Source organism: Mycolicibacterium sp. MU0053, assembly GCF_963378095.1.
Classification (GTDB): Bacteria; Actinomycetota; Actinomycetes; order Mycobacteriales; family Mycobacteriaceae; genus Mycobacterium; species Mycobacterium burgundiense.
In genome coordinates, this window is the sequence record NZ_OY726397.1 from 1,961,805 (window position 1) to 1,982,127 (window position 20,323).

Consider the following 20,323-nt stretch of genomic DNA (forward strand, 5'->3'; position numbering starts at 1 on the left):
TTGTTTGTTCCGGCACCGGGATTAGTGGTCGCTAGTCCCGCATGCCAGTAGGTAATGGACAATGAACTCGTGTGAGGTATCGAGGTGCGTGCGCGTCAGCTCCTTGAGCCGAGCGCCGTCGCCGGCCTTGGCGGCCTCCAGGATTGCCGCGTGCTCCTCTTGGAGGTGCTCGACGTTCCCGATGACCGCCAGGTGCAGGTACAGGTAGCGGTCGGTGAGCTTGCGCAATTGATCGACCAGCTCGATGGTTCTGGGTCGGTTGGCGCGGTGGTAGATCAAGGCGTGGAACGCCGCGTTGGCCTCGAGCCATTCGACGACGTTGGTTGTGTTGGACATGGTTTCGAAGTGCTGGGCCATCTGGATCGTGTCGGCGCGCCCCACGCTGGACGCCGCGATCTGGGTCAGATTCGGCTCGACGGCCGTGCGAATCTCGTAGAGCTCCTGCAGTTCGAGTATCGAGAGCCCCCGCGCATGCGGCGTTCCGTCGATCATCTCGATCAATCCCTCGGCGACGAGCGCCTGAACGGCGTCCCGCACCGGGATGCGGCTCACACCGAATCGTTCGGCCAGCCGGGACTGGGAAAGCTTGGTGCCGGGGTCGATCTCGCCCGTCAACAGTGCGTGACGAAGGCCGCTGACGACCGTGTCGCCTACTGAGCTTGTCGACATTCTCTCGCTTTCCGATACAGAAGAGATGTTCTGTATACAGACAATAGCGAGTTTGTGACCTACGTCAAGCGGTGGGTGCGAGGTGTCGGCGGTCATGGCCGCGGTGTGGCGGCCGAGTGGCATCATTTTGGGCTGCGTTCAGCGGTCCGGTAGGCGTGCCTTTCTGGTTGGGTGTTCGGGCTGCCCACCTCGTAGCGACAACGACAGCCGGCGCCGACCCTCGGCCCCAGCTGTCGCTACGAGGTGGGCATCTCGAGCCGCCTACCTCAAATCGTTGCGGTCCAGCACGGTCCGGACGCCCGGGATCAGACCGCGGTCGGCACCCGATCGGCGGCGGCCGTCGCGGTCATCTCATGCCGCAGCGCGGTGAAGTCCGAAATGCTCTTGGTGGCCACCGTCGCCACCGGGCGGGCGTCGCGTCCGGTGGCCTCGCGCTTGGACACCATCACCACCGAGTCGATGTAGGGCTGAATGGTGGTCGCGTTCTGCACGGTGGCCACGATGATCAGCTGGAAGCCGAACTTGCGGAAGGCCTGCAGCGCCTGCTGGGCGAACTGCGGGTCCGACTTGGAGAACGCTTCGTCGAGCATCAGCTGCGCGAACACCGGGCGGTTGTCCCCGCCGTCGGGGCTGGCCAGGTTGAAGCTCAGCGCCCCGGCCAGACAGAACGCCATCAGCTTTTCCTGCTCGCCCCCGGAGTTGTCGCCGGCGTTGCTGTGCGTGCGGATCAGTTCGTCGGTGGCGGAATCCCATTCGGCGCAGTCGAACGTGAACCGGTTGCGCACATCCAGCGCGTCACGCGTCCAGGCCCGGTCCTCCGGCGCGGTTGAGGCGAACCGGTTGCGCAGCCGCAGGATGTCGGCGTACTGGTCCAGGATGGCCTGCTTGTCGCCCAGGCCCACCTCGGCGATCCGGCGGGAGATGCCGCGGACGATCTCGGTCAGCTCGGCGACCGCGGTCAGCTGCCGCGGCGTGGCGCGCAGCGTCAGCGTGGTGCCGCGGTTGAACTCGACGGCACCCAGTCCGGTGTTGACCCGGTCGATCTGCTCGCTGATGCGGCGGGTCTCCTGCTCGGCGACCCGGTGCAGCGTCAGGATCGCGTCGGGGGCCTGCTCGGTGACCAGGCGCATCATCCGCTCGTAGGCCTCGGGCAGCTCGCGTTCGTCGATGTGGCGGCACAGCGCGACGTAGTCGTGCACCCGCTCGTCGAACACCTCGCTGTCGTTGGGGATCGCGTCGGGGAACGCGGTGTCAAAAGTGTTGAGGATGCGGGCCAATTCGTCGTAGGAGCGTCGGCGGCTCTCGCGCAGCTGTTCGCGTTCGCGGCGGATCGCGGTGAACAGCGCCTCGCGGTGCGGTTCGGGGCCGAGTAGCTCCAGCGGCACCGGCACGTCGGCGGCGTAGCGGTGCAGCAGCTCGGTCAGCGGCTCCGACACGAACGCCGGGGCCAGCCGCTCGGACAGTTCCAGCAGCTGGGTGCGGCGGTAGTCGAGGTCGTCGCGGCGGGTCTGGATGGCGCCGCGACGGGTCATCAGGGTCTGGATCTCCGACCAGCATTCCTCGGCGCGGGCCGAGAGCGCCTCGATGTCGGGGTGGTCGGCCAGCAGGATCTCGAACTGCTCGCGCAGCCGGTCGGCGTGCTTGTCGGCGGTCTCGGTATCGAGGTGGTTCCACTGCGGAAACTGTTCGCAGATCGCCTTGTTGGCCGCCGCGCGGTCCCGCCACTGCTGGCGCTGGGCGGCGATGTCGTCGGCGGCGCGGCGCGCGGTTTGGTAGGCCTGCTCGGCGGCGGCCAGATCGACGGTCAGCGCGTCGATCTTGTTGGCGACGTCACCCTGATAGATGTAGTCGGCCTGCTTGAGCGGGCGGCGGTCGTCCTTGACGGCCAGCCGGTCCGAGTCCTTGTACAGGCCGGTGTCGGTGACCGCGCGGCGGAACCGGCTGAACACCTCGGGGGTGTCGACGCACACGTGGTCACCGGCGGCGGCGACGACGTCGGCGGCCTCGGCCGCGCACGGATGGCCCGGGTCGACGACGAACAGCTTGCCGGCCAACGTCTTCGGATCGGCCTCGGCCGGGGCGGCGCCGACCAGGCTCGCACGCACGTGGTGCAGCTGCAGCCGGCCGCGCATGTCGGTCTCGTTGACGAAGCGCAGCACCGCGGCGTAATGCCGGTCGGGGACCAGCAGCCGCAGGCCCACCCCGCGCAGCACCTTCTCCACCGCGACGCGCCAGCGGCTGTGCTCGGGCCGCAGGTCCAGCAGCTCGGCGATGTAGGGCAGCTCGGCGGCGTCGATTCCCACTGCGCTGCAGATGAACTCGCGCATCGTGATGGCCGATTCGGGCAGCGCCGAACCGACCAGCTCCACGCGTTTGAGTTCCTTGGCGGCGTCGTCGCGGGCCATCCGGGCCACCTTCTGCGCGTACTCGGCGTCGGTGGAGGCCTCGCGGCCGCGGTCGAGTTTGGCCAGCAGCTCGGTGGCCTGGTTGGTGAGCTCCTCGCGCAGGTTCCAGAACTCGTCGGCGGTCTCGGGCACGTCGAGGTCCTGGGCGACCAGCAGCGACTCGTAGGCCGCGTGGCGGCGCGAGGTCTCCTCGGCCTGGGCTTCGGCGGCGGCGACCTGGGACTGCAGCGGGCCGATGCTGGAGCTGGAGCCGCTGATCTGCGCGTTGAGCGAATCCGCTTCGGCCTTGGCCAGATTCAGGGCGCGGGTGACGTCCTCGTACTCGTTGCCCAGCTGGTCGATGGTGCGGTCCAGGGACTCGATTTGGGCCGGGCACTGGGCGAGGCGGACGTGGTCCGTGTAGGCGCGCACCATCGGGGCGTCCACCAGGTCGATGATGCCCAGGTCGGAGGATTCGGCGGCGTAGCGCTGCTGGATCTTCTCGATGTCGCCGAGGATCTTGCGTTTGCGCTGCGCGACGGCCAGCAGTTCGCGGGCCTCGACCAGCGGGTCGATCTGCTTGAGCGCCTCGGGCAGCCGGGCCAGGCTGTCGGGTTCGTCCAGCATGAAGTCGCGGACGAACTGCTCCAGCCCGCCGACGCTTTTCAGCGATTTGGCCTTGCCGAGCAGCTGCTGGGCGGCATCGGAGCTGCGGATGCCGATGGTGGCGTACAACTGGGCCAGGTACTGCGATTCCACCTTGGTGGAAAACCGCCAGTCCTTGAACGCGGTGGTGTCGAAACGGCCTGCCGCCCAGCGGTTGCAGACCTCCTCGATGTTCTGGTCGCCGTCGGCCAACACGAACCGGCTCGAGGAGTCGGTGCGCGATTCGCCGGTCAACCACTTGAGCACCAGGCCGGTGACGGTGCGGCCGGAGTCGCTGGCGTAGGTGATCGCGACGGCTGACCAGGCGGTGCCGTCGCCGCGCAGGTACATGACCCTGGAGGTGCCGCCGTCGCTGCGCTGCCCCCAAGCGCCGCGCACGTACTTGTCGACGGTGCGCCGCCCGGCGCTGGAACCGGCGGCGGTGTTATCGCCGGAGGCGTTGAAGTTGCGCCGGTTGAACGGCAGGAAGCCCAGCGAGATCGCGTCCAGCAAAGAGGATTTGCCGCTACCGGAGGCCCCGGCGATCAGGGCGCCGCCGGGGCTGAAGCGGATGTCGTGGTACCCGTCGAACACGCCCCAGTTGATGACCTGCAGGCGGGACAGGTGGAACTGCTCAGACATTCCGGTCGGCTTCCTGGTCGTCGTGTTCGGGTGCGGCGGGGGCGCCGCCGCTGAGCAGCAGTTCGAACTGCTGCTGCAACTCGGCGATCACCGAGGCCGTCATCACCGCGGTGATCACCGGGCTCACGGTGTAGCTGTCCTCGTCGTCGCGGCTCTTGCGCAGGATCTCCAGCGCGCTCAGGCGGGCGATCGCGGCGTCGATGCGGGCGGTGAAGGTCACCACGTCGCGGTCGACCTCGTTGAGCACGCCGGTGAACAGCGCGTGGATCTCGTCGCGGCTGATCACCACGTTCTGGTCGCCGGAGGCGCGCATGAACTGCGCCAGGTGCAACGCCAGGATGGAGTCGTAGGTGCCCAGGGGTTCGCGGCGCAAAAGCTTGACGCCCCGGGCGGATTCGTAGCGGGCCTGCTCGATGAATGCGACGTCGACGTTCTCGGCGATCCGCAGCATCAGGTCGAGTTCCGACAGGCGCACGCTGAGTTGGTCGCGGTATTCCAGCACCCAGCTGTAGAGGTCGCTGTCGGATTCGGCGCTGATGTAGCGGCGGGTCAGCAGGTGCTGCAGCGCCCAGCAGGCGCGGTCCGGCAGTTCGCTGACGTCGCCGTCGAAGCGGGGGCGGCGCTGCTGCGGGGCGCGGGCGGTCTGGTCGACCTGGGGCAGCGCGGCCAGCGCCGCGTAGTCGATGTCTGGTTCGGCGGTCACGGCGCGGCTCCCAATAGGGTGGAGATCGGTTCGGTGAACATCAGGCGCGGGACCTCCATCTGCCGGTCGCGCCCGTCGACGGACTGGAAACGCACGAGGGTCGATTCTTGTTGCTGGTGGCTTCCGGGTTGTTTGAGGGCCCAGGACCACAGCACGATGACATGGCCCAGGTAGGCCGCATCGAGCAGGTCGACGGCGTCCGGCAGCGACAGCGGCCCGTCGACGATCGCGGAGTTGATCAGCTCCGACATGGCCGGGGCGTCGACCTGGGTGGTGAGGGCGGCGAAACTGTCGATGTCGACCTCGCCGTGCGCGGCCAGGGCGGGTTTCGGGTTGGACAGCTCGCCGATCCGGAAGCTCAGGGCGCCAACGGAACTGATGGTGTGGCGGGCCAGCGGAAGTTCGAGGTCCAGGCGCGAGTCGGTCAGTGAGGCCTTCAGCAGGTTGCGGGCCGCGCCGATCGCGTCGTTGAGCTGGCGGGCCACGCCGCGGCTCTGCTCGAGCATGCCGAACGCGGTGAACCGCTTGACCCGCTGCGCGCAGCGCTGCTGAATGCGCTCCACCTCGTCGATCTGGTGGCCGACCAGTTCGAAGAATCCGGCCATCACCTTGCGCAGCGCCGGGTCCAGGCCGGGCAGGCCCTCGGCGACCGCGGCGACGTCGGCCTCGAACTCGGCGCGCTGGTCGGGGTCGTTGATCATCCGGAGGAAGGCGCGGTGGCTGTCGCGGCCCTGGGAGTCCCAGGCGGCCTGGTAGTCGGCGTACATCTGGCGTTGCCGGTCGGCGTACTCGAGGTTGCTGTCGATCGGGTCGTCCAGAGCGGCGGTGGCCTGCTCGAGCAGGGTGCCGTACTGGCCGATGTCGGTGATCAGCCGCTCCATCTGCAGCGCGATGGCATACGCCTCGTCGTAGGAGTCGGTGAGATCCGGCTCTGGGTGATCCGGTTCATGGCCTTGCTCCAGCGCGTCCAATTCTTGCTGCAGCGCAGCAATTTCGGCCTCGATGCCGGCGCGGATGCGGTCGGAGTCGTTGCCGACGCGCAGCGCGACCTGCTTGAGCCGGGAGGCGATGCCGGTGATGGAGCCGCCGGTGGCGATGGTGTCCTTGCGGCGCACGCCTCGCAGGAAGTCCAGCGCGCGGCGGGCCTCCTGGGTGAGGTGGCACAGGTTGCGTTCCTGGCCGGGGCGGGTGTCCGCGACCCGGTGCAGCCAGCCCTGGCTGGCCCACGACTTGATCAGCGCCAGCCCCGACTGGCCGTCGGGGTGGCCGAGGTCGTCGAGGTCGCGCTCCAGCAGGACCACCAGCTCGGTTTCGGGGATCACCCCGCCGGACAGGTGGCGCTCCATCAGGGTCGCGTACAGGCCGAGGTTCTGGGTGGCCAGCAGCCGGACGGTGGGGGAGCCCTGGATGTCGCGGTGCAGTTCGAGCAGCTCGGGAGCGGACGTGGGGTTTTCAGCCTGGTTGTCCACTCGTCTCCTCTCCTGCCTGGTTTCCTCGGAGGGTCCAACTTAGGCGACGGCGGTGACGACACCCCGTGGCGGTCGGTGGGTGCGGGGTGCGTGTCGGGCGTGTCGGGTCACAGGGGTCTCAGGGGTTGCTGGGGTCACTCTGGTTATGGGGCGCGCCGCTGCTGCGCCGAGAGTCGGGTTGTTGACGCAAACCCGCAGGACGGGGTGTGAACAAGTCAACTTTCGGGCTGTCCGCTCCACCGGAAATCGTCGTGCCCATGACCTCGACCGCTTTCAGTGCCTCCTCGTCGACCGCATCATTCCGAGCAATTGCAGGCGCCTCGGCGCCCCTGGGGGTCGGAATGCCCACCTCCGAGCGACACTTGGGCGGCTTTACGCCCGGGGAGGCGGTATGTCGCGCAGTGTCGCTCGGAGGTGGGAATTTCGAGGTGCCCGACCTCCGGTGGTGAGGGCCTCATCTTCTGCCAGTGGCCTCCAGTCGAGTGACGTAGCTTTCTCGACCTCGCGGTGCGGGGAGTGGAGTCGGCTCAGGTCAGCAGCGCGTCGCACTGAATCGGCAGGTCGCGCACCCGCACGCCGGTGGCGTGGTAGATCGCGTTGGCGACTGCGGCGGCCGAGCCGACGATGCCGATCTCACCGGCACCGCGCGAGCCCATCGGGTTGGAGTGGTCATCGACGCTGTCGAGCCAGACGGCGTCGATGTCGGGGATGTCGGCGTGTGTGCTGATGTGGTAGCTGGCCAGGTCGCGGGTGACGATGTGGCCCAGACGGTGGTCGCGCACGCTTTCCTCGTGCAACGCCATGGACAGGCCCATGGTCATCCCGCCGATGAGCTGCGAGCGCAACGTGGTCGGGTTGATCACCTGTCCGACCGAGAAGACGCCGAGCATCCGGGCGATGTGGATCTCGCCGGTGTAGCGGTTGACGTGGGCCTCGGCGAACTGGGCGCCAAAGGAGTACATGCCGTAGTTCTGTGCGTCCTTGTTCTCGGGGGCCTCGGCGGTGGCGAGCGCACCCGGTGTCGGGTTATCGCCGTGCTCGCGGCGGAATTGTTGTGCCGCAGCATGAATCGCGGTGCCCCAGGAGCTGATGCCCGAGGAGCCGCCCTCCACCGAGGCGGCCGGCAGCGCGGTGTCGCCGATCTGCAGGTCGATGGCATCGACGTCGCAGCCCAGGACATCGGCGGCGATCTGGGTCAGCGCGGTCCAGGTGCCGGTGCCGATGTCGACAGCACCGATGCCCACCGTGTAGCGCCCGGGTGCGGTGCATTCGATGCGGGCGGCGTTGCCGGGCATGATCATCGCCGGATACACCGAGGACGCCACCCCGGTACCGATCAGCCATTCACCGTTGCTGCGAATGCCGGGGTCGGGGTGGCGCGGTTCCCAGCCGAACCGTTCGGCCCCGGTGCGCAGGCATTCCACCAGGCGCCGGTCCGACCACGGGTTGCCGGTCTCGGGGTCGACCTCGGGTTCGTTGCGGATGCGCAATTCGATGGGGTCGAGTCCGCAGGCCACGGCGAGTTCGTCCATGGCCACCTCCAGTGCGTAGGCGCCGGGACACTCGCCGGGGGCACGCATCCAAAACGGCACGGCGACATCGAGTGTGGCCAGGCGGTGGCTGGTGGCGCGAGTGGTGCTGGCATACATCATGCGGGTCGGGACCGCGGTCTGCTCGGCGAATTCCTTGACGGTGGCGGTCTGTTCGACGACGTCGTGACGGATCGCGGTCAGTCTTCCGTCCTTGGTGGCGCCGAGTTGCAGGCGTTGGATGGTCGGGGTGCGGTAGCCGACGACGTCGAACATCTGCTGGCGGGTGAGCGCCAGCTTGACTGGGCGTCCCGGGACGCGCTGGGCGGCCATGACGGCAAGGGTGTTGTGCGAGTGCGGGGCGCCTTTGGACCCGAAGCCGCCGCCGATGTTCTTGGCGATCACCCGGATCTCGTCGGTGTCGAGGCCGAACAGGGTTGCGAGCTTCGTGCGGGCGGCGTGCACACCTTGGGTGGAGTCGTACAGGGTGAGCTCGTGGGTGTTGTTGTCCCAGAGCGCGATACAGGAGTGCGGCTCCATCGGGTTGTTGTGTTCGTGCGGGGTGGTGTAGGTCTGGTCGACGAGCACCTCGGCGTCGCGTAGGGCGGCCTCGACGTCGCCGTCGGTGGTGTCGGTGGCAAATCCGGCGTTGACCTCTTCGGGGGCGTAGAGGTTCGGGTCGTCGGGCACGAGTTCGGTGTGGTGGGCCTCGGTCTGGTAGTCGACGGTGACCAGACTGGCTGCGTAGCGGGCGGTTTCGGCGGTATCGGCGAGGACGGCGCCGATGAACTGGCCGCGGTAGTGCACCTGGTTGTCCTGCAGGATGGTCAGGTCGCCGTCGGAGGTGTCGGCGAGTGTCGGTGCGTCGAAGACGGTGAGGACGGCGGCGACGCCGTCGGTGGACCGCGCTGCGGTGATGTCCATGGCGGCGACGCTGCCCTTGGCGATGGTGGCCTGGACGGGGTGCAGGTACAGCGGCGCGGCAAGTTGGTATTCGTAGGCGTAGGGGGCGGTGCCGCTGACCTTGGCGGGTCCGTCGATGCGGGTGAGCGCGGTGCCGATGGCACGGGGTTGCACGGTCGTCATCACTGGTGTCCTTCCATGAGGCCCAGCAGGGTGGCGACCATAGTGCGGCGGGTGAGCTCGACCTTGAACTCATTGCCGTCCAACGGTTCTGCCTGCTCCAGTTCCTGCTCGGCGGCGGCTGCGAAGGTGTCCTCACGGGCGGGCTGGCCCATCAGGGCGTGTTCGGCGCGGTGGGCCCGCCACGGCTTGTGGGCGACGCCGCCGAGAGCGATGCGCGCAGAATTGATGGTGCCATCCTCGGTGACGAGTTCGGCGGCCACCGAGGTGAGGGCGAAGGCGTACGAGTTACGGTCGCGGACCTTGCGATACGTGGAGCGCGCGCCCTCGGGCGGTGCCGGGATCTCCACGGCAGTGATCAGCGCGCCGGCGGGCAGGTTGGTGTCGCGGTCCGGCTCGTCGCCGGGCAGGCGGTGAAAGTCGGTGAGCGGCAGGCGGTGTTCGCCGTCGACGTCGACGTAGACGACTTGCGCGTCCAGGGCCGTCATCGCGACAGCCATGTCGGAGGGGTGGGCGGCCACGCAGTGCGGCGAGGCGCCGAGGATGGCGTGGTAGCGGACGTAGCCGCCGAGGGCCGAGCAGCCCTGGCCGGGGGAGCGCTTGTTGCAGGGGGTGGTGACGTCCTGGAAGTAGACGCAGCGGGTGCGTTGCAGCAGGTTGCCGGCCGTGGTGGCGAGATTGCGCAACTGCCCGGAGGCGCCGGCCAGCAGCGCGCGGGCCAGGACCGGGTAACGGCTGCGGACGATCGGGTGCGCGGCCAGGTCGGCGTTTCGGACGTCGGCGCCGACGCGCAGGGAGCCGTCGTTGAGGTGCTCGATGTTGTGGAGGGGGAGGTGTCCGACGTCGACGACCAGGGCAGGCTCAGCCACGCCGAGTTTCATGTGGTCGACCAGGTTGGTGCCGCCGGCCAGAAACACCGCGTCGGGCCGGCCGGCGACGGTGGTGACGGCGTCCTCGACGCTGGTGGCGCGATGGTAGGCGAAGGGCTTCATCGGGCGGCCTCACGGATGGCAGCGACGATGTTGGGGTAGGCTGCGCAGCGACACAGGTTGCCGCTCATGCGTTCCCGGATCTCGTCGTCGTCGAGGTCCGGGGACTGCTCCAGGTGCTCGGTGGCGTGGCTGGGGGCGCCGGACTTGATCTCGTCGAGCATGCCGACCGCCGAGCAGATCTGGCCGGGGGTGCAGTAGCCGCACTGGAGGCCGTCGTGATCGAGGAAGGCCTGTGCGACCGGGTGCAGCGCGGTCTGGTCACCCAGGCCGGCGGCGGTGACGATCGCGGCCTGGTCGTGGGCGACCGCGAGGGACAGGCAGGTAGTGGCGCGTCGGCCGTCGAGCAGGACCGTGCACGATCCGCATTGGCCGTGATCGCAGCCCTTCTTGGGGGCGGTGACGCCGAGGTGTTCCCGCAGCAGGTCGAGCAGGGTGGTGCGATTGTCGATCTGGGCGCGTCTGGTCTGTCCGTCGACGTGCACAGTGACTTCGGTGAAGTGGGCTGACTCCATTGGTGGGGGTTACCCGGGATGGGGGGAGTGAAACGGGGAGTCCGGATAGTTCGTCGAGACGGCTTACCTGTCGGTGTTCCTGGGTACCATCCCGGCATGCCGTTATCTGACGGTACTAAGTTCGCCGGCTACACGATTGAGCGGCAACTTGGCTCCGGGGGAATGGGCGAGGTCTACCTCGTTCAGCACCCCCGCTTGCCGCGGCACGACGCACTCAAGGTGCTCCGTCCCGACATTTCCTCAGACCCCGATTACATCGAGCGGTTCAACCGAGAGGCCGATCTGGCTTCGCAACTTTGGCATCCGAACATCGTGCGCATCCACGACCGCGGAAAATACCGCGGCAAACTGTGGATCTCCATGGACTTCGTCGACGGCATGGATGCGGCCCGCCTCCTGCAGCAATACCCAGACGGTCTGCCGACAGGGGACGCGCTGGACATCGTCAAGGCCGTGGCTGCAGCGCTGGATTATGCCCACAGCATGGGTCTGCTACATCGCGATGTGAAACCCGCCAATATTCTGCTTGCGCAAACCGGGGAGCGCCGCGCGTTGCTGGCGGACTTTGGTGTAGCCAGAGACGTCGCCGATGACAACGCGGGTGGTCTTACCGCCACGAATATGACCGTCGGTACGGCCGCGTATGCGGCCCCGGAACAGTTGATGGGTCTCGATGTCGACGGGCGGGCTGATCAGTACTCGCTCGCGGCAACGGCATATCACCTCCTGACGGGCGGTCAACTTTTTCCACACACGAATCCGGCGGTGGTGATTGGCAAGCACTTGAATGCGCCACTACCGGTCATCGGTAAGGGGCGCGCGGACCTCGCTCACCTTGAACCGGCACTCGGTCGTGCGCTCGCGAAAGACCCTGAGCAGCGGTTTGCGACGTGTGGGGAGTTCGTGCGGGCACTCGAAGAGTCGACGAAAGCTGAAATAGCAACAGCACCGCCAGGTTTCAATGCTGCTGACACAATGGTTGCTCCGGTGGCTGTGGCCGCGCCACCTTCGGTCTTTCACGAGTCTGACCAGCCGACGGAGGCGGACGGGTCGCAGACGCGTCGATCCGGGGGCGCACCGAGGTTGATCGGACTCGGGCTCGCGGCGGCGGTGCTACTGGTCATCGTCGCCTTGGTGACGTACTTTGCGGTCCAACCCGATAGTGCGACGGAGGACGCCGGGCAGTTCAGCCTCGCTGGGACGGTCCGGCTGACCTCTGACGTAGTCGAGGACAGCGGTCTGCCCGCCGGATACAGATGTGTCGGCGGGAAAGACTTCGGCGACGTCGGCCCTAATGCGCCAATCCTGGTGGAGGACGAATCGGGAAAGTTGCTGGCGAAAGGCACGATTGAGGGCAGCAGCGGTAGTGCCGACGAATGTCTCCTGAGGTTTCACGTCAGCGATGTACCTAGTGGCGCCCGGTTCTATCGGGTGCAGGTTGGCAAGCACCAGGAGATGAGCTACACCGAGTCAGAAGCGAAGGCCGGCGTCGAGTTGTTGTTGGGAACGCCGCACGGTCCGGATCCGACGGCATCACCACCCCCACCCAAACCCCCGCCGACGCGCACCGTCACCGTGACGCCGACCCCGGACGTTGAACAGCAGAGCCTGGCTCGGTTGCGTGCGATCGCAAGCGATGATCATCCATCAGTGGCCGTGGTTCTCGCGGACCGTTGGATTCCCCAGATCAGCTCCAAGCGTGTGGGTTTGGTCGCGAAGGGGATCACCTGGGATAACGAGACAATCCTCGATGAGCATCTCCGTCTGCGCAACATCTATCCCGACGTGAAGCTGTTGTGGTCGGGCGATTGGTCCACCTTTGACAGTCCCGGCTTTTGGGTGACCGTCGTTGGGTTGCATTCGTATAACCCGTACGACGTACTCGGTTGGTGCACACAGCAAGGATTCGATCGAGACAATTGCATCGCCAAGCTCGTCAGTACCACGCACCCCGTTGCGGGGAGTACCAAGCTGAATCCTTGACGGGTGATAGGCGCCTAGTGGTGTCTGTTCCGTTCCGCTCAGCAGGGGATCTGGTATCCGGGATCGGTGGTGTAGTCCAGCCACTTCCCGTAGGCGTCGCCACCCGCGGCACGAACTGCGGCGCAGACCTCCCGCTGTGTGTTTCCGGCCGGCGTGAAGACCGCATAGATCGGGTTGCCTTCTGCCGTGGCTGCTCTCAGCGAGGGGCAGGTCTGGTCCGTGCGGAGATAGTACGAGCCGGGATGGGCATCCAGGAGCCGTTGCACGCCGGCTGGGTACATGCCCGGCGTGGTCACGGATCCCAGGACGACGATGCCTTGTCCGTTGCAGCTGGGAGAACTCATTGGTTGCGCTAGGCCGAGATCGCCTGCCGGCGCGGCTGGTGGACGCTGAGTGCGGGGTGCTGGGCTGGGCGGTCGTGGGGCGCTGGCGGTTGATGGTGCGGGGCGTGTGATGGTGACCGGCGGGGCGGTTTGGGTCACCGTTTTGGGTTTGTCGATGGTCTCTGACCAAGGCGTCGCGGGGCTCAGCGTGGGACTTGCGACCGGCGGCGCCGAGGCCGGTTGCCCGAGGCGGGCGCCAAGGAAGGCCACCAGACCCACCGTCAGCAGGGCGGCGGCGACGCCCCCGGCGATGAGCGCGTTGCGCCGCGCTGTGCTCGCCGGTGCGGGCGGCGGAGGCGCAGTTGGTTGTGTGAGGGCGGGCGTGCTGGCTGCCGGGGGGAGTGGAGCGAGCTGGGTGGCGGCCATCGGGCCGACGATGCCGGCACCGCCGTGAGCGAGGGCGTTCGCGAAGTCGCGGCAGGTGTCGAACCGCTGGTAGGGCTCCTTGGCCATGGCCTTGGCCAACACCTCATCGAACTGTCCGAGGTTGGGACGGAGCTGCGCGAGTCGGGGCGGTGGCGAGGACAGATGATTGCCGATCACCACGGCCGGATTGGAATCCGTGAACGGCAGCCTGCCGGTGAGGAGATGAAACGCAGTGCATGCCAGCGCGTACTGGTCGGCGCGTCCGTCGAGGACCTTGCCGGTGAGCTGCTCGGGTGCGGCGTAGGCGAGGGACCCTACTGTCACATTGGTGGCGGTTAGGCCGTTGGTCTCGTTGGCTGCGCGTGCGATACCGAAGTCGGCCAACATAATTCGGCGCTCACCCTTGCCAGGGTTGGCGAGCAGGATATTGGCCGGCTTGACATCGCGGTGCAGTAGGTAGCGTTCGTGTGCGTAGTCGAGTGCATCGGCGATCGCCGCAATGACCTCCAGAACCTCGACTGTGGGCATCCCGTGGGGGTACCGGTCCCTCATCAGACGCGCGGCGTCGGTGCCGTCGACGTAGTCCATGGTGATCCACAGTTGGCCGTCGTCCTCGCCGCGGTCGTGCACGGCGACGATGTGGGGATGCCACAGGGTCGCGGCGATATCGGCTTCGCGGGCGAACCGTTGGCGATACTCCGGATCGGCGCTTACGCCGGGCGGGAGGATCTTCAACGCCTCCTGACGGGGCAGCCGCGGGTGTTGGACGAGGTAGACCTCGCCCATCCCCCCGGTGCCCAGGAGACGTTGGATGGTGTACCCGGCAAACACCGCACCATCAGGTATGGGCATGGGCGGATCTTACCCAGTTGCACTGACAGCCGGTGTCGAAAGTCGCAGGTGAGCGCGAGGGCCGTGTTCGTCGAAACCGGTCCCGGGATCTGGGTGCGCGACCGTATGGTGACCGTCATGCAGGAACACCCGCCCAGGTCGATCGCCCGTCCTATCACCGTCAGCCGACGACGGTTGCTGGCGGTCGCGGGAGGTCTTGGTGTCGGTGCATTCATCGGAGCCTGTGCCGAGAAAACCGGCGTGGAAGTGGTGTCAGCACCACAACCCGTTAGCGGGGCAAGCCCGCCCGCCACGGTCAATCCCAGTGCCTCTGCACTCACGGCCTCGCCAGAGCCTGTAGTCGAACCTGCAGCGCCGGCCACGGTTGTCATGCTGTGCCGTGCTGCGTGGGGCGCTCAATCCGCACGGGAGGGGGGACAACGGCACACCATCACCGAGATGACCCTGCATCACACCGCGGCTGTGTTGGGCGACAACAGCAACGCCCCGGCCCGGCTGCGCCAGCATCAGCAGTATCACCAAGATGGTCAGGGCTGGATCGACATCGCCTACCACGTCGGTGTCGACCGCAACGGCAACATCTATGAACTGCGCGACTGGAACCTGGCCGGCGACACCGCGACGGAGTATGACCCGGCGGGTCACTTCCTTGTCCTCTGCGAGGGCGACTTCGATCAAGAGTCCGTATCAGAGGCTCAACTCGACAGTGCGGCAAGGGTGTTCGCCTGGGCTGCCGGCAAATTCCAGATTGGATCCGAGACGCTGACGGGCCACGGCGACCACGCCGCGACTGCGTGCCCTGGTGCGAACCTCGAAGCTCATCTCACTTCCGGTGAGTTGAGGCGTCGGGTGGATGGTTACCTCGCGGACGGTCCAGTGGAACTCATCAACGTGTGTGGTCCGGAGGCGGACGCCGTCATTGCCGATATTACGGCGGGGCGCCGCTGAGGGTGCCGCCTGACGTCGTGGTTACCGCGGTGGCCAACCCACTGGTGCGGGTAAGCCGTTGACTGCAAGGTGTCCCAGCGCTGCGTGTGCGTGCCCTATTGAAATTGGCTGCGGAACTAGGTGACGATCCTATCTAGCATCACAATAGCGAGCCGCTCGGCGTAGTCGCCAGAGAGCGATGGGTCGGGTAGCTGCGGGTTAGTGCCGGTGTCAAGACATGTCTTCACTTTAACGACGGCATTCTCCCGGACCCCCAGTGCTAGTTGGCATGCCGGTGCATTTCCGTTCAAATTGTCTACCGATGTCATATACATCGTCATGAGCTCGTCGCCGACTACGAGACCGCTAAGGTACCAACCCCACCCCTTCTCGTAACCGGCGTCGTGACTCACCGAGGCATCCGACGAATACTCCAACGGATGGCCATTGGCACACGTCCGCCACTGCGCGGTCGACGAGACTAGGACTGCCTGCGCCTCCTCGGCTGTGGGGAACACGGCGACTGTCTGCTCAACCAAGCCGTCGATGGCCGAAACCGATTTCCCGAGTATCTGATTGCGAATCGCTTCGTATCCCGTGTCGGCGTACACCTGCTGTTCGGCGCCGAAGATGACCCCGGCGCAGCTGGGCGGGTCAATCGCGTGGGTGTTATCCGCTGTTCCCAGCGTCGAGTTGATCACTTCCACGGGCCCGCTCGGGTACCCCTCAAACGCGCCGCCGGTGGTAGAGGTGATCTCCGCCGGCGTCAACAGAACCGAATCAATCCGCGATGCAGGGAACACCGCGGGCGGTGGCGGCGGTAGTGGTGTCGTGGTGACAGGTACGAGCGGAATCTTTGTGGCAGATACGGAGGACTTCGTCGGCGGCGCCGCCACCGACGCATCCCGGTCGGTCCAGGGTTGCCAGGCAAGCGCGGCTACGGCAGCGGCCACTAGAAACGCCGTGGCGGCGCCAACCGACACGATCCAGTTGCGTCGCGACCCCCGGACAGGAGGCACAGAAGACGGCTTGCTCGCGCGCGGCGGGGCCGGAGTGGCTGGCGTCGTACGCGCCAGCACGGGGGCGGGTTGAGTTGCGAGCGTTGCAATAGGAGCCAGCTGCGTTGAGTCCTGCCCCGCAAGTGCCTGGGCGAAGTCTCCACATCGTGGGTACCGGTCCTCGGGCTTTTTGGCGAGGGCTTTGGCTAAAACCCTGTCCAGCGGCGCCAGTTCGGAGCGGGTCTCAGCCAAGGTAGGCGGCGGTGCGTTGAGGTGGCGACTGATGACTACTGCAGGATTGGAGTGCTGGAACAGCGGAACACCGGTTAGCAGGTGATACGCAGAGGCGGCGAGCGCATATTGGTCGGCTCGGCCGTCGATGTCGTCACCCATTAGCTGTTCGGGCGCTGCGTACGCGACTGTTCCGACTGCCATGTTGGTCGAGGTGAGCCCGCTGATGTCGTCAGCGTCGCGTGCGATTCCGAAGTCTGCAAGCAGGATTCGCTGTTCGTCATCATCGTCGACGTGGGTAAGCATGATGTTGGCTGGCTTGACGTCGCGGTGCAGCAGCCCCTGCTTGTGTGCGTAGTCCAAGGCGCTGGCGACCGCGGTGATGATGGCGACGACAGTATCGACGGGCATGCCGCTGGGGTATCGGTCAGACAGGAGCTCGGCGGCATTGGGGCCGTCAACGAAGTCCATTGATATCCACAGTCGCCCGTCAACTTCGCCGCGATCGTGTACTCCGACAACATGCGGGTGCCACAACGTGGATGCAAGGTCGGCCTCGCGCGCAGAACGAGCGCGGTAATCTCTGTCGGCGGAGACGTCGGCGCGAAGTAGTTTTAGGGCATCCCGACGGGGGAGCCTCGGGTGCTCGGCCAGGTACACCTCACCCATCCCCCCAGAGCCAAGGTTCCGCAGAATCCTGTACCCGGCGAAGACTTGACCGTCGGCCAACGACATCCGCGCATCCTACCGATACTCGCAGAGAGCTGACGCCACTGCGCTCGCAAGCGGCAACCATGACTGCTGCGTCCGGCAGGGATCACGCGGCGGAGACCGCAATTTCGCGGTTGACCAATTCCGGCAGCTCGGACTGACTACTCAGGAGTCGTCCGACTTACTCCCGTGCACCTCGGTCTTCTCGGGGCGGGACTTGTCTGCGAGGTACTCGCCCACTCGAATCAAGCCCTGTCCGGCGACCCCGACGGCTTTCCGGGCTGATTTAGACACTCCTTCTAGGGCCGCGGCTGCGGCATCCAACACGCCGGGAGTATCGACGTTCTCCCATTCCTCGATCTGATGGCGCCGTGCCGTGGCGAAACGGTCTAACTCATCGCGAAGGGTCGAACGCTGCTTCGCCAAGTCGCGAACTGCGAAGATTCGGAAACCTTCGATCGCTTCGGGCTTAGCGAAGTTGTCGAGGTAGTCCTTCGCACTTCGATATAGCTCGCCATCTTGTGCGAGCTGGTGCGCGAGGAGTTCCCGCGTATCATCGATCACTTGCTGGAGGTGCTCAGGCTGCTTGGCTTCGACTCGGGCCAACCGGAGGCGCTGCCACTGGTACAGCGCCTCCTCTGCGAACACGAGCAAGCTCAGAGTCTCTCCAAGTCGATTGTCTTGTACTGCATGCCGAAGCTTTTCTGCTCGATCCTGCACGGGCAGCTCAGAATCGAACGATTCCAATAACCGACTCACATGATTTCGTAGTTGCTCCACGGTGACGTTAAGGGCTGGACCTAGGCCCGCAAGCGCTTCCCAGTCTGCGTCGGGTAGCGCTCCATGTTTGTCGAGGAAATCGGTGGCGCGACGGATCGACAGGTGGTTGCCAAGCACATCACCCGCGCGCGATGCATCGGCGAGCTGAAGAACGAACTCAACTTTTCCTTCCACCCGACGTACGGCTTCCTCGACGTTGGCTATTGCAGCCTTGAGCGCCACCTGGACGGCGATCAACTGCACAGCGACCAACTGGGGAGGTGATATCTGTGCAGGTGCCCATTGGAGCTGGTTGAGGAACACTCCGTCCGCATTTCGAGTTGTCATCCGGAAGAACCCGTCCGTTCCGGGAATCCGAGGAATTGTCAATACCTGTGGATCGGCGTGTTTCAGGCGACCTCCGTTCCGGCTTGCTGATCGCCGTCTGAGGGCGGTGTCGGTGGGGTGATTTCGGTGGGGCGTTCGAGCAGTTTGCCCTTGTGGAAGACCGCGCCGGCGCGGACCAGGGCGACCAGGTGTGGTGCGTTGACGGCACGCCAGCGGGCCGCGGCGGCGTCGATGAGCTTGTAGGCCATGGCCAGACCAGCCGCACGTGATCCCGGCCCCTTGGTGACCTTGGTTCTCAAACGTACTGTGGCAAAGGTGCTTTCGATCGGATTTGTCGTGCGTAGGTGGATCCAGTGCTCGGCGGGATAGTGGTAGAACTCCAGTAGGGTGTCCAGATCGTCGGTGATCTTGGCGACCGCCTTGGGGTACTTGGCCCCGAAGTCGACCGTGAAGGCCTTGACCGCGACCTGGGCCTTGTCGATATCCTCGGCGTTGTAGATCTCCTTGAGCGCCGACAACGCCGACGCGTGCGCTGATTTCGGCAGGGCGGCAAGCACATTGGCTTGCTTATGAAACCAGCACCGCTGTTCTTTGGTGGCCGGGAACACCTCGCGTACCGCTTTCCAGAAGCCGAGTGCGCCATCGCCGACGGCGAGCACGGGTGCGGTCATGCCGCGTCGTTTACAGTCGCGCAGCAGATCAGCCCACGACTCGGTCGATTCCCGGTAGCCGTCGGTGATCGCCACGAGCTCTTTGCGGCCGTCCGCGCGCACGCCGAGCATCACCAGCAGACACAGCTTTTCCTGGTCCAGGCGGACCTTGAGGTGGATGCCGTCGACCCACAGGTAGACGTAATCGGTGCCCGACAGGTCCCGGGCGGCAAACGCGCGGGCCTCGTCCTGCCACTGGCTGGTCAGCCGGGTGATCGTGGTGGCCGAGAGCCCGGCACCCGAGCCCAGGAACTGCTCCAGAGCGGGGGTGAAGTCGCTGGTGGACAGCCCGTGCAGGTACAGCAGCGGCAGCACTTCGCTCATCTGCGGTGACTTGCGTGCCCAGGCCGGCAGGATCGCCGAGGAGAACCGTTTCCGTTCACCGGTGTCGGGGTCGACGCGTTTGTCGTTGACTCGCGGTGCTTTCACCTCAACTGCCCCGGCTGCCGTCAGCACCTCGCGGGCCTGGTGATAGCCGTTGCGGACCACCAGCCGATGCCCCTTCTCATCGAGCTGATCGGCGAACTGGGCCACGTAGGCGGCGACCTCAGCCTTCAACGCGGCGGCCAGCATCTGACGGGCGCCGTCGCGGACGATCTCGTCCAACAACGACCGACCAGCACCGCCAGTGCTTTCGTTGGCCTCGATGGCATCGTGAACTACGGTGAGCATGGGCGTACCTTCCCGAACCAGCGCGCCAACGCCGGCTCATGATCGGACCTTCGGATATTCAGATCATCCTCGGGAAGGTGCGCCCACTTTCACGCCCCCTCACCGAGGCTCATCCACAGGTTCTGATCATTGCTCCGGGAATCCACTTGCCGACTTGTAGAGCTTTCACGCTGTCGGGATGAAGCTGCACGAACTTACCGGAGTCAGCCAGGAACGCGGCGGCACCAGCTGCGAGGCCGGCGGCGTTGCCCACCGAGGATTTGTCGATCCCCACGACCCGCATTGTCTTGCCGGCAGCGGTGCGCAATCGCAATAGGTAAGCCTCTACCGCCTCCGGATCGCCACCGACCAGGAGCCCTTCTGGCTGCACCGATACCTCTAACTCGGCGTCTACTGCACGCGCCGGAAGGTTGCGGTTTTCCTCGTCAGTCATCCCTACCCCCTGATATCGCGGCTGAGTCTATGCGGACGCACAGACGTGCGCGCGACTAACGAGCGCGCCACTCTCGGGTGCGTCGAGGTCGATCGAATCGGGCTAAGCAGCATTGGTTGGTCGTACCCGGACAGGTTGCGACGAAACTCATATGGCTGGGTTGGGGCCATCAGAAATTCAATGTCCCGAACTGGCTGCAGAACGGAGAACGCCCCGCACGAGGGACCTAACCTCCGCATGATGAACGGAACTCCTTACCCGGTAGCAAATTAGCCGCGAGGGAGCGTCAGGGACGTTCACGGGCGAATCTGGGTGGGTGCTC

Annotated in this window: 14 protein-coding genes; 2 read left to right on the forward strand and 12 right to left on the reverse strand. The window is 66.0% G+C overall.

The window, feature by feature from the left end; genetic code table 11:
* Positions 1-21: 21 nt before the first annotated feature.
* From RCP80_RS09230 to RCP80_RS09260, 7 genes are all read right to left on the reverse strand, one after another.
* A complete protein-coding gene (locus tag RCP80_RS09230; protein ID WP_308482043.1) occupies positions 22-765 on the reverse strand; it encodes a GntR family transcriptional regulator in 744 nt (247 codons plus the stop codon).
* A gap of 209 nt (positions 766-974) precedes the next feature.
* Positions 975-4,340: an ATP-binding protein gene (locus RCP80_RS09235; RefSeq protein ID WP_308482044.1), complete on the reverse strand. Its 3,366-nt coding sequence runs from the start codon at positions 4,338-4,340 to the stop codon at positions 975-977.
* Positions 4,333-5,043 (reverse strand): DUF4194 domain-containing protein, encoded by a 711-nt coding sequence (locus RCP80_RS09240; protein ID WP_308482045.1) that lies wholly within the window; start codon positions 5,041-5,043, stop codon positions 4,333-4,335. Before RCP80_RS09240 ends, RCP80_RS09235 begins: the two co-directional genes overlap by 8 nt.
* Positions 5,040-6,512 carry a DUF3375 domain-containing protein gene (locus RCP80_RS09245; protein WP_308482046.1) on the reverse strand — a complete coding sequence of 491 codons (1,473 nt, stop codon included), beginning with the start codon at positions 6,510-6,512 and terminating at the stop codon, positions 5,040-5,042. The genes RCP80_RS09240 and RCP80_RS09245 overlap by 4 nt, the downstream gene beginning before the upstream one ends.
* A gap of 527 nt (positions 6,513-7,039) precedes the next feature.
* Positions 7,040-9,127, reverse strand: a complete 2,088-nt coding sequence (locus RCP80_RS09250) for a xanthine dehydrogenase family protein molybdopterin-binding subunit (RefSeq protein WP_308482047.1) — start codon at positions 9,125-9,127, stop codon at positions 7,040-7,042.
* On the reverse strand, positions 9,127-10,116 hold the full coding sequence (locus tag RCP80_RS09255) for an FAD binding domain-containing protein (RefSeq protein ID WP_308482048.1): 990 nt from the start codon (positions 10,114-10,116) through the stop codon (positions 9,127-9,129). Before RCP80_RS09255 ends, RCP80_RS09250 begins: the two co-directional genes overlap by 1 nt.
* The gene (locus tag RCP80_RS09260) at positions 10,113-10,628 is read right to left on the reverse strand and encodes a 2Fe-2S iron-sulfur cluster-binding protein (protein WP_308482049.1); all 516 of its coding nucleotides are present in this window, start codon (positions 10,626-10,628) and stop codon (positions 10,113-10,115) included. Before RCP80_RS09260 ends, RCP80_RS09255 begins: the two co-directional genes overlap by 4 nt.
* 96 nt (positions 10,629-10,724) lie before the next feature.
* Between RCP80_RS09260 and RCP80_RS25990 the strand changes: the two genes are divergently transcribed.
* Positions 10,725-12,611, forward strand: a complete 1,887-nt coding sequence (locus tag RCP80_RS25990; protein ID WP_373693477.1) for a serine/threonine-protein kinase — start codon at positions 10,725-10,727, stop codon at positions 12,609-12,611.
* Positions 12,612-12,649: 38 nt separating this feature from the next.
* Here the strand turns inward: RCP80_RS25990 and RCP80_RS09270 are convergent, their stop codons facing one another.
* Positions 12,650-14,212, reverse strand: coding sequence for a serine/threonine-protein kinase (locus tag RCP80_RS09270; protein WP_308482050.1), 1,563 nt, complete (start codon positions 14,210-14,212; stop codon positions 12,650-12,652).
* 369 nt (positions 14,213-14,581) lie between these two features.
* Here RCP80_RS09270 and RCP80_RS09275 point away from each other — a divergent pair, with 369 nt between their 5' ends.
* Entirely contained in the window at positions 14,582-15,160 is a 579-nt protein-coding gene (locus RCP80_RS09275; protein WP_308482767.1) for a peptidoglycan recognition protein family protein, read from the forward strand.
* Between the two features lie 116 nt (positions 15,161-15,276).
* On the opposite strand, the gene RCP80_RS09280 is transcribed toward RCP80_RS09275, so the two are convergent.
* The 4 genes from RCP80_RS09280 to RCP80_RS09295 all read right to left on the reverse strand — a co-directional run bounded on the left by RCP80_RS09280 (position 15,277) and on the right by RCP80_RS09295 (position 20,001).
* A complete protein-coding gene (locus RCP80_RS09280; protein ID WP_308482051.1) occupies positions 15,277-17,103 on the reverse strand; it encodes a serine/threonine-protein kinase PknH/PknJ in 1,827 nt (608 codons plus the stop codon).
* Between the two features lie 141 nt (positions 17,104-17,244).
* Positions 17,245-18,102 carry a hypothetical protein gene (locus tag RCP80_RS09285; RefSeq protein ID WP_308482052.1) on the reverse strand — a complete coding sequence of 286 codons (858 nt, stop codon included), beginning with the start codon at positions 18,100-18,102 and terminating at the stop codon, positions 17,245-17,247.
* A gap of 146 nt (positions 18,103-18,248) precedes the next feature.
* Positions 18,249-19,568: an IS256 family transposase gene (locus tag RCP80_RS09290; RefSeq protein WP_064961518.1), complete on the reverse strand. Its 1,320-nt coding sequence runs from the start codon at positions 19,566-19,568 to the stop codon at positions 18,249-18,251.
* A gap of 109 nt (positions 19,569-19,677) precedes the next feature.
* Positions 19,678-20,001: a hypothetical protein gene (locus RCP80_RS09295; RefSeq protein ID WP_308482053.1), complete on the reverse strand. Its 324-nt coding sequence runs from the start codon at positions 19,999-20,001 to the stop codon at positions 19,678-19,680.
* Positions 20,002-20,323 lie beyond the last annotated feature (322 nt).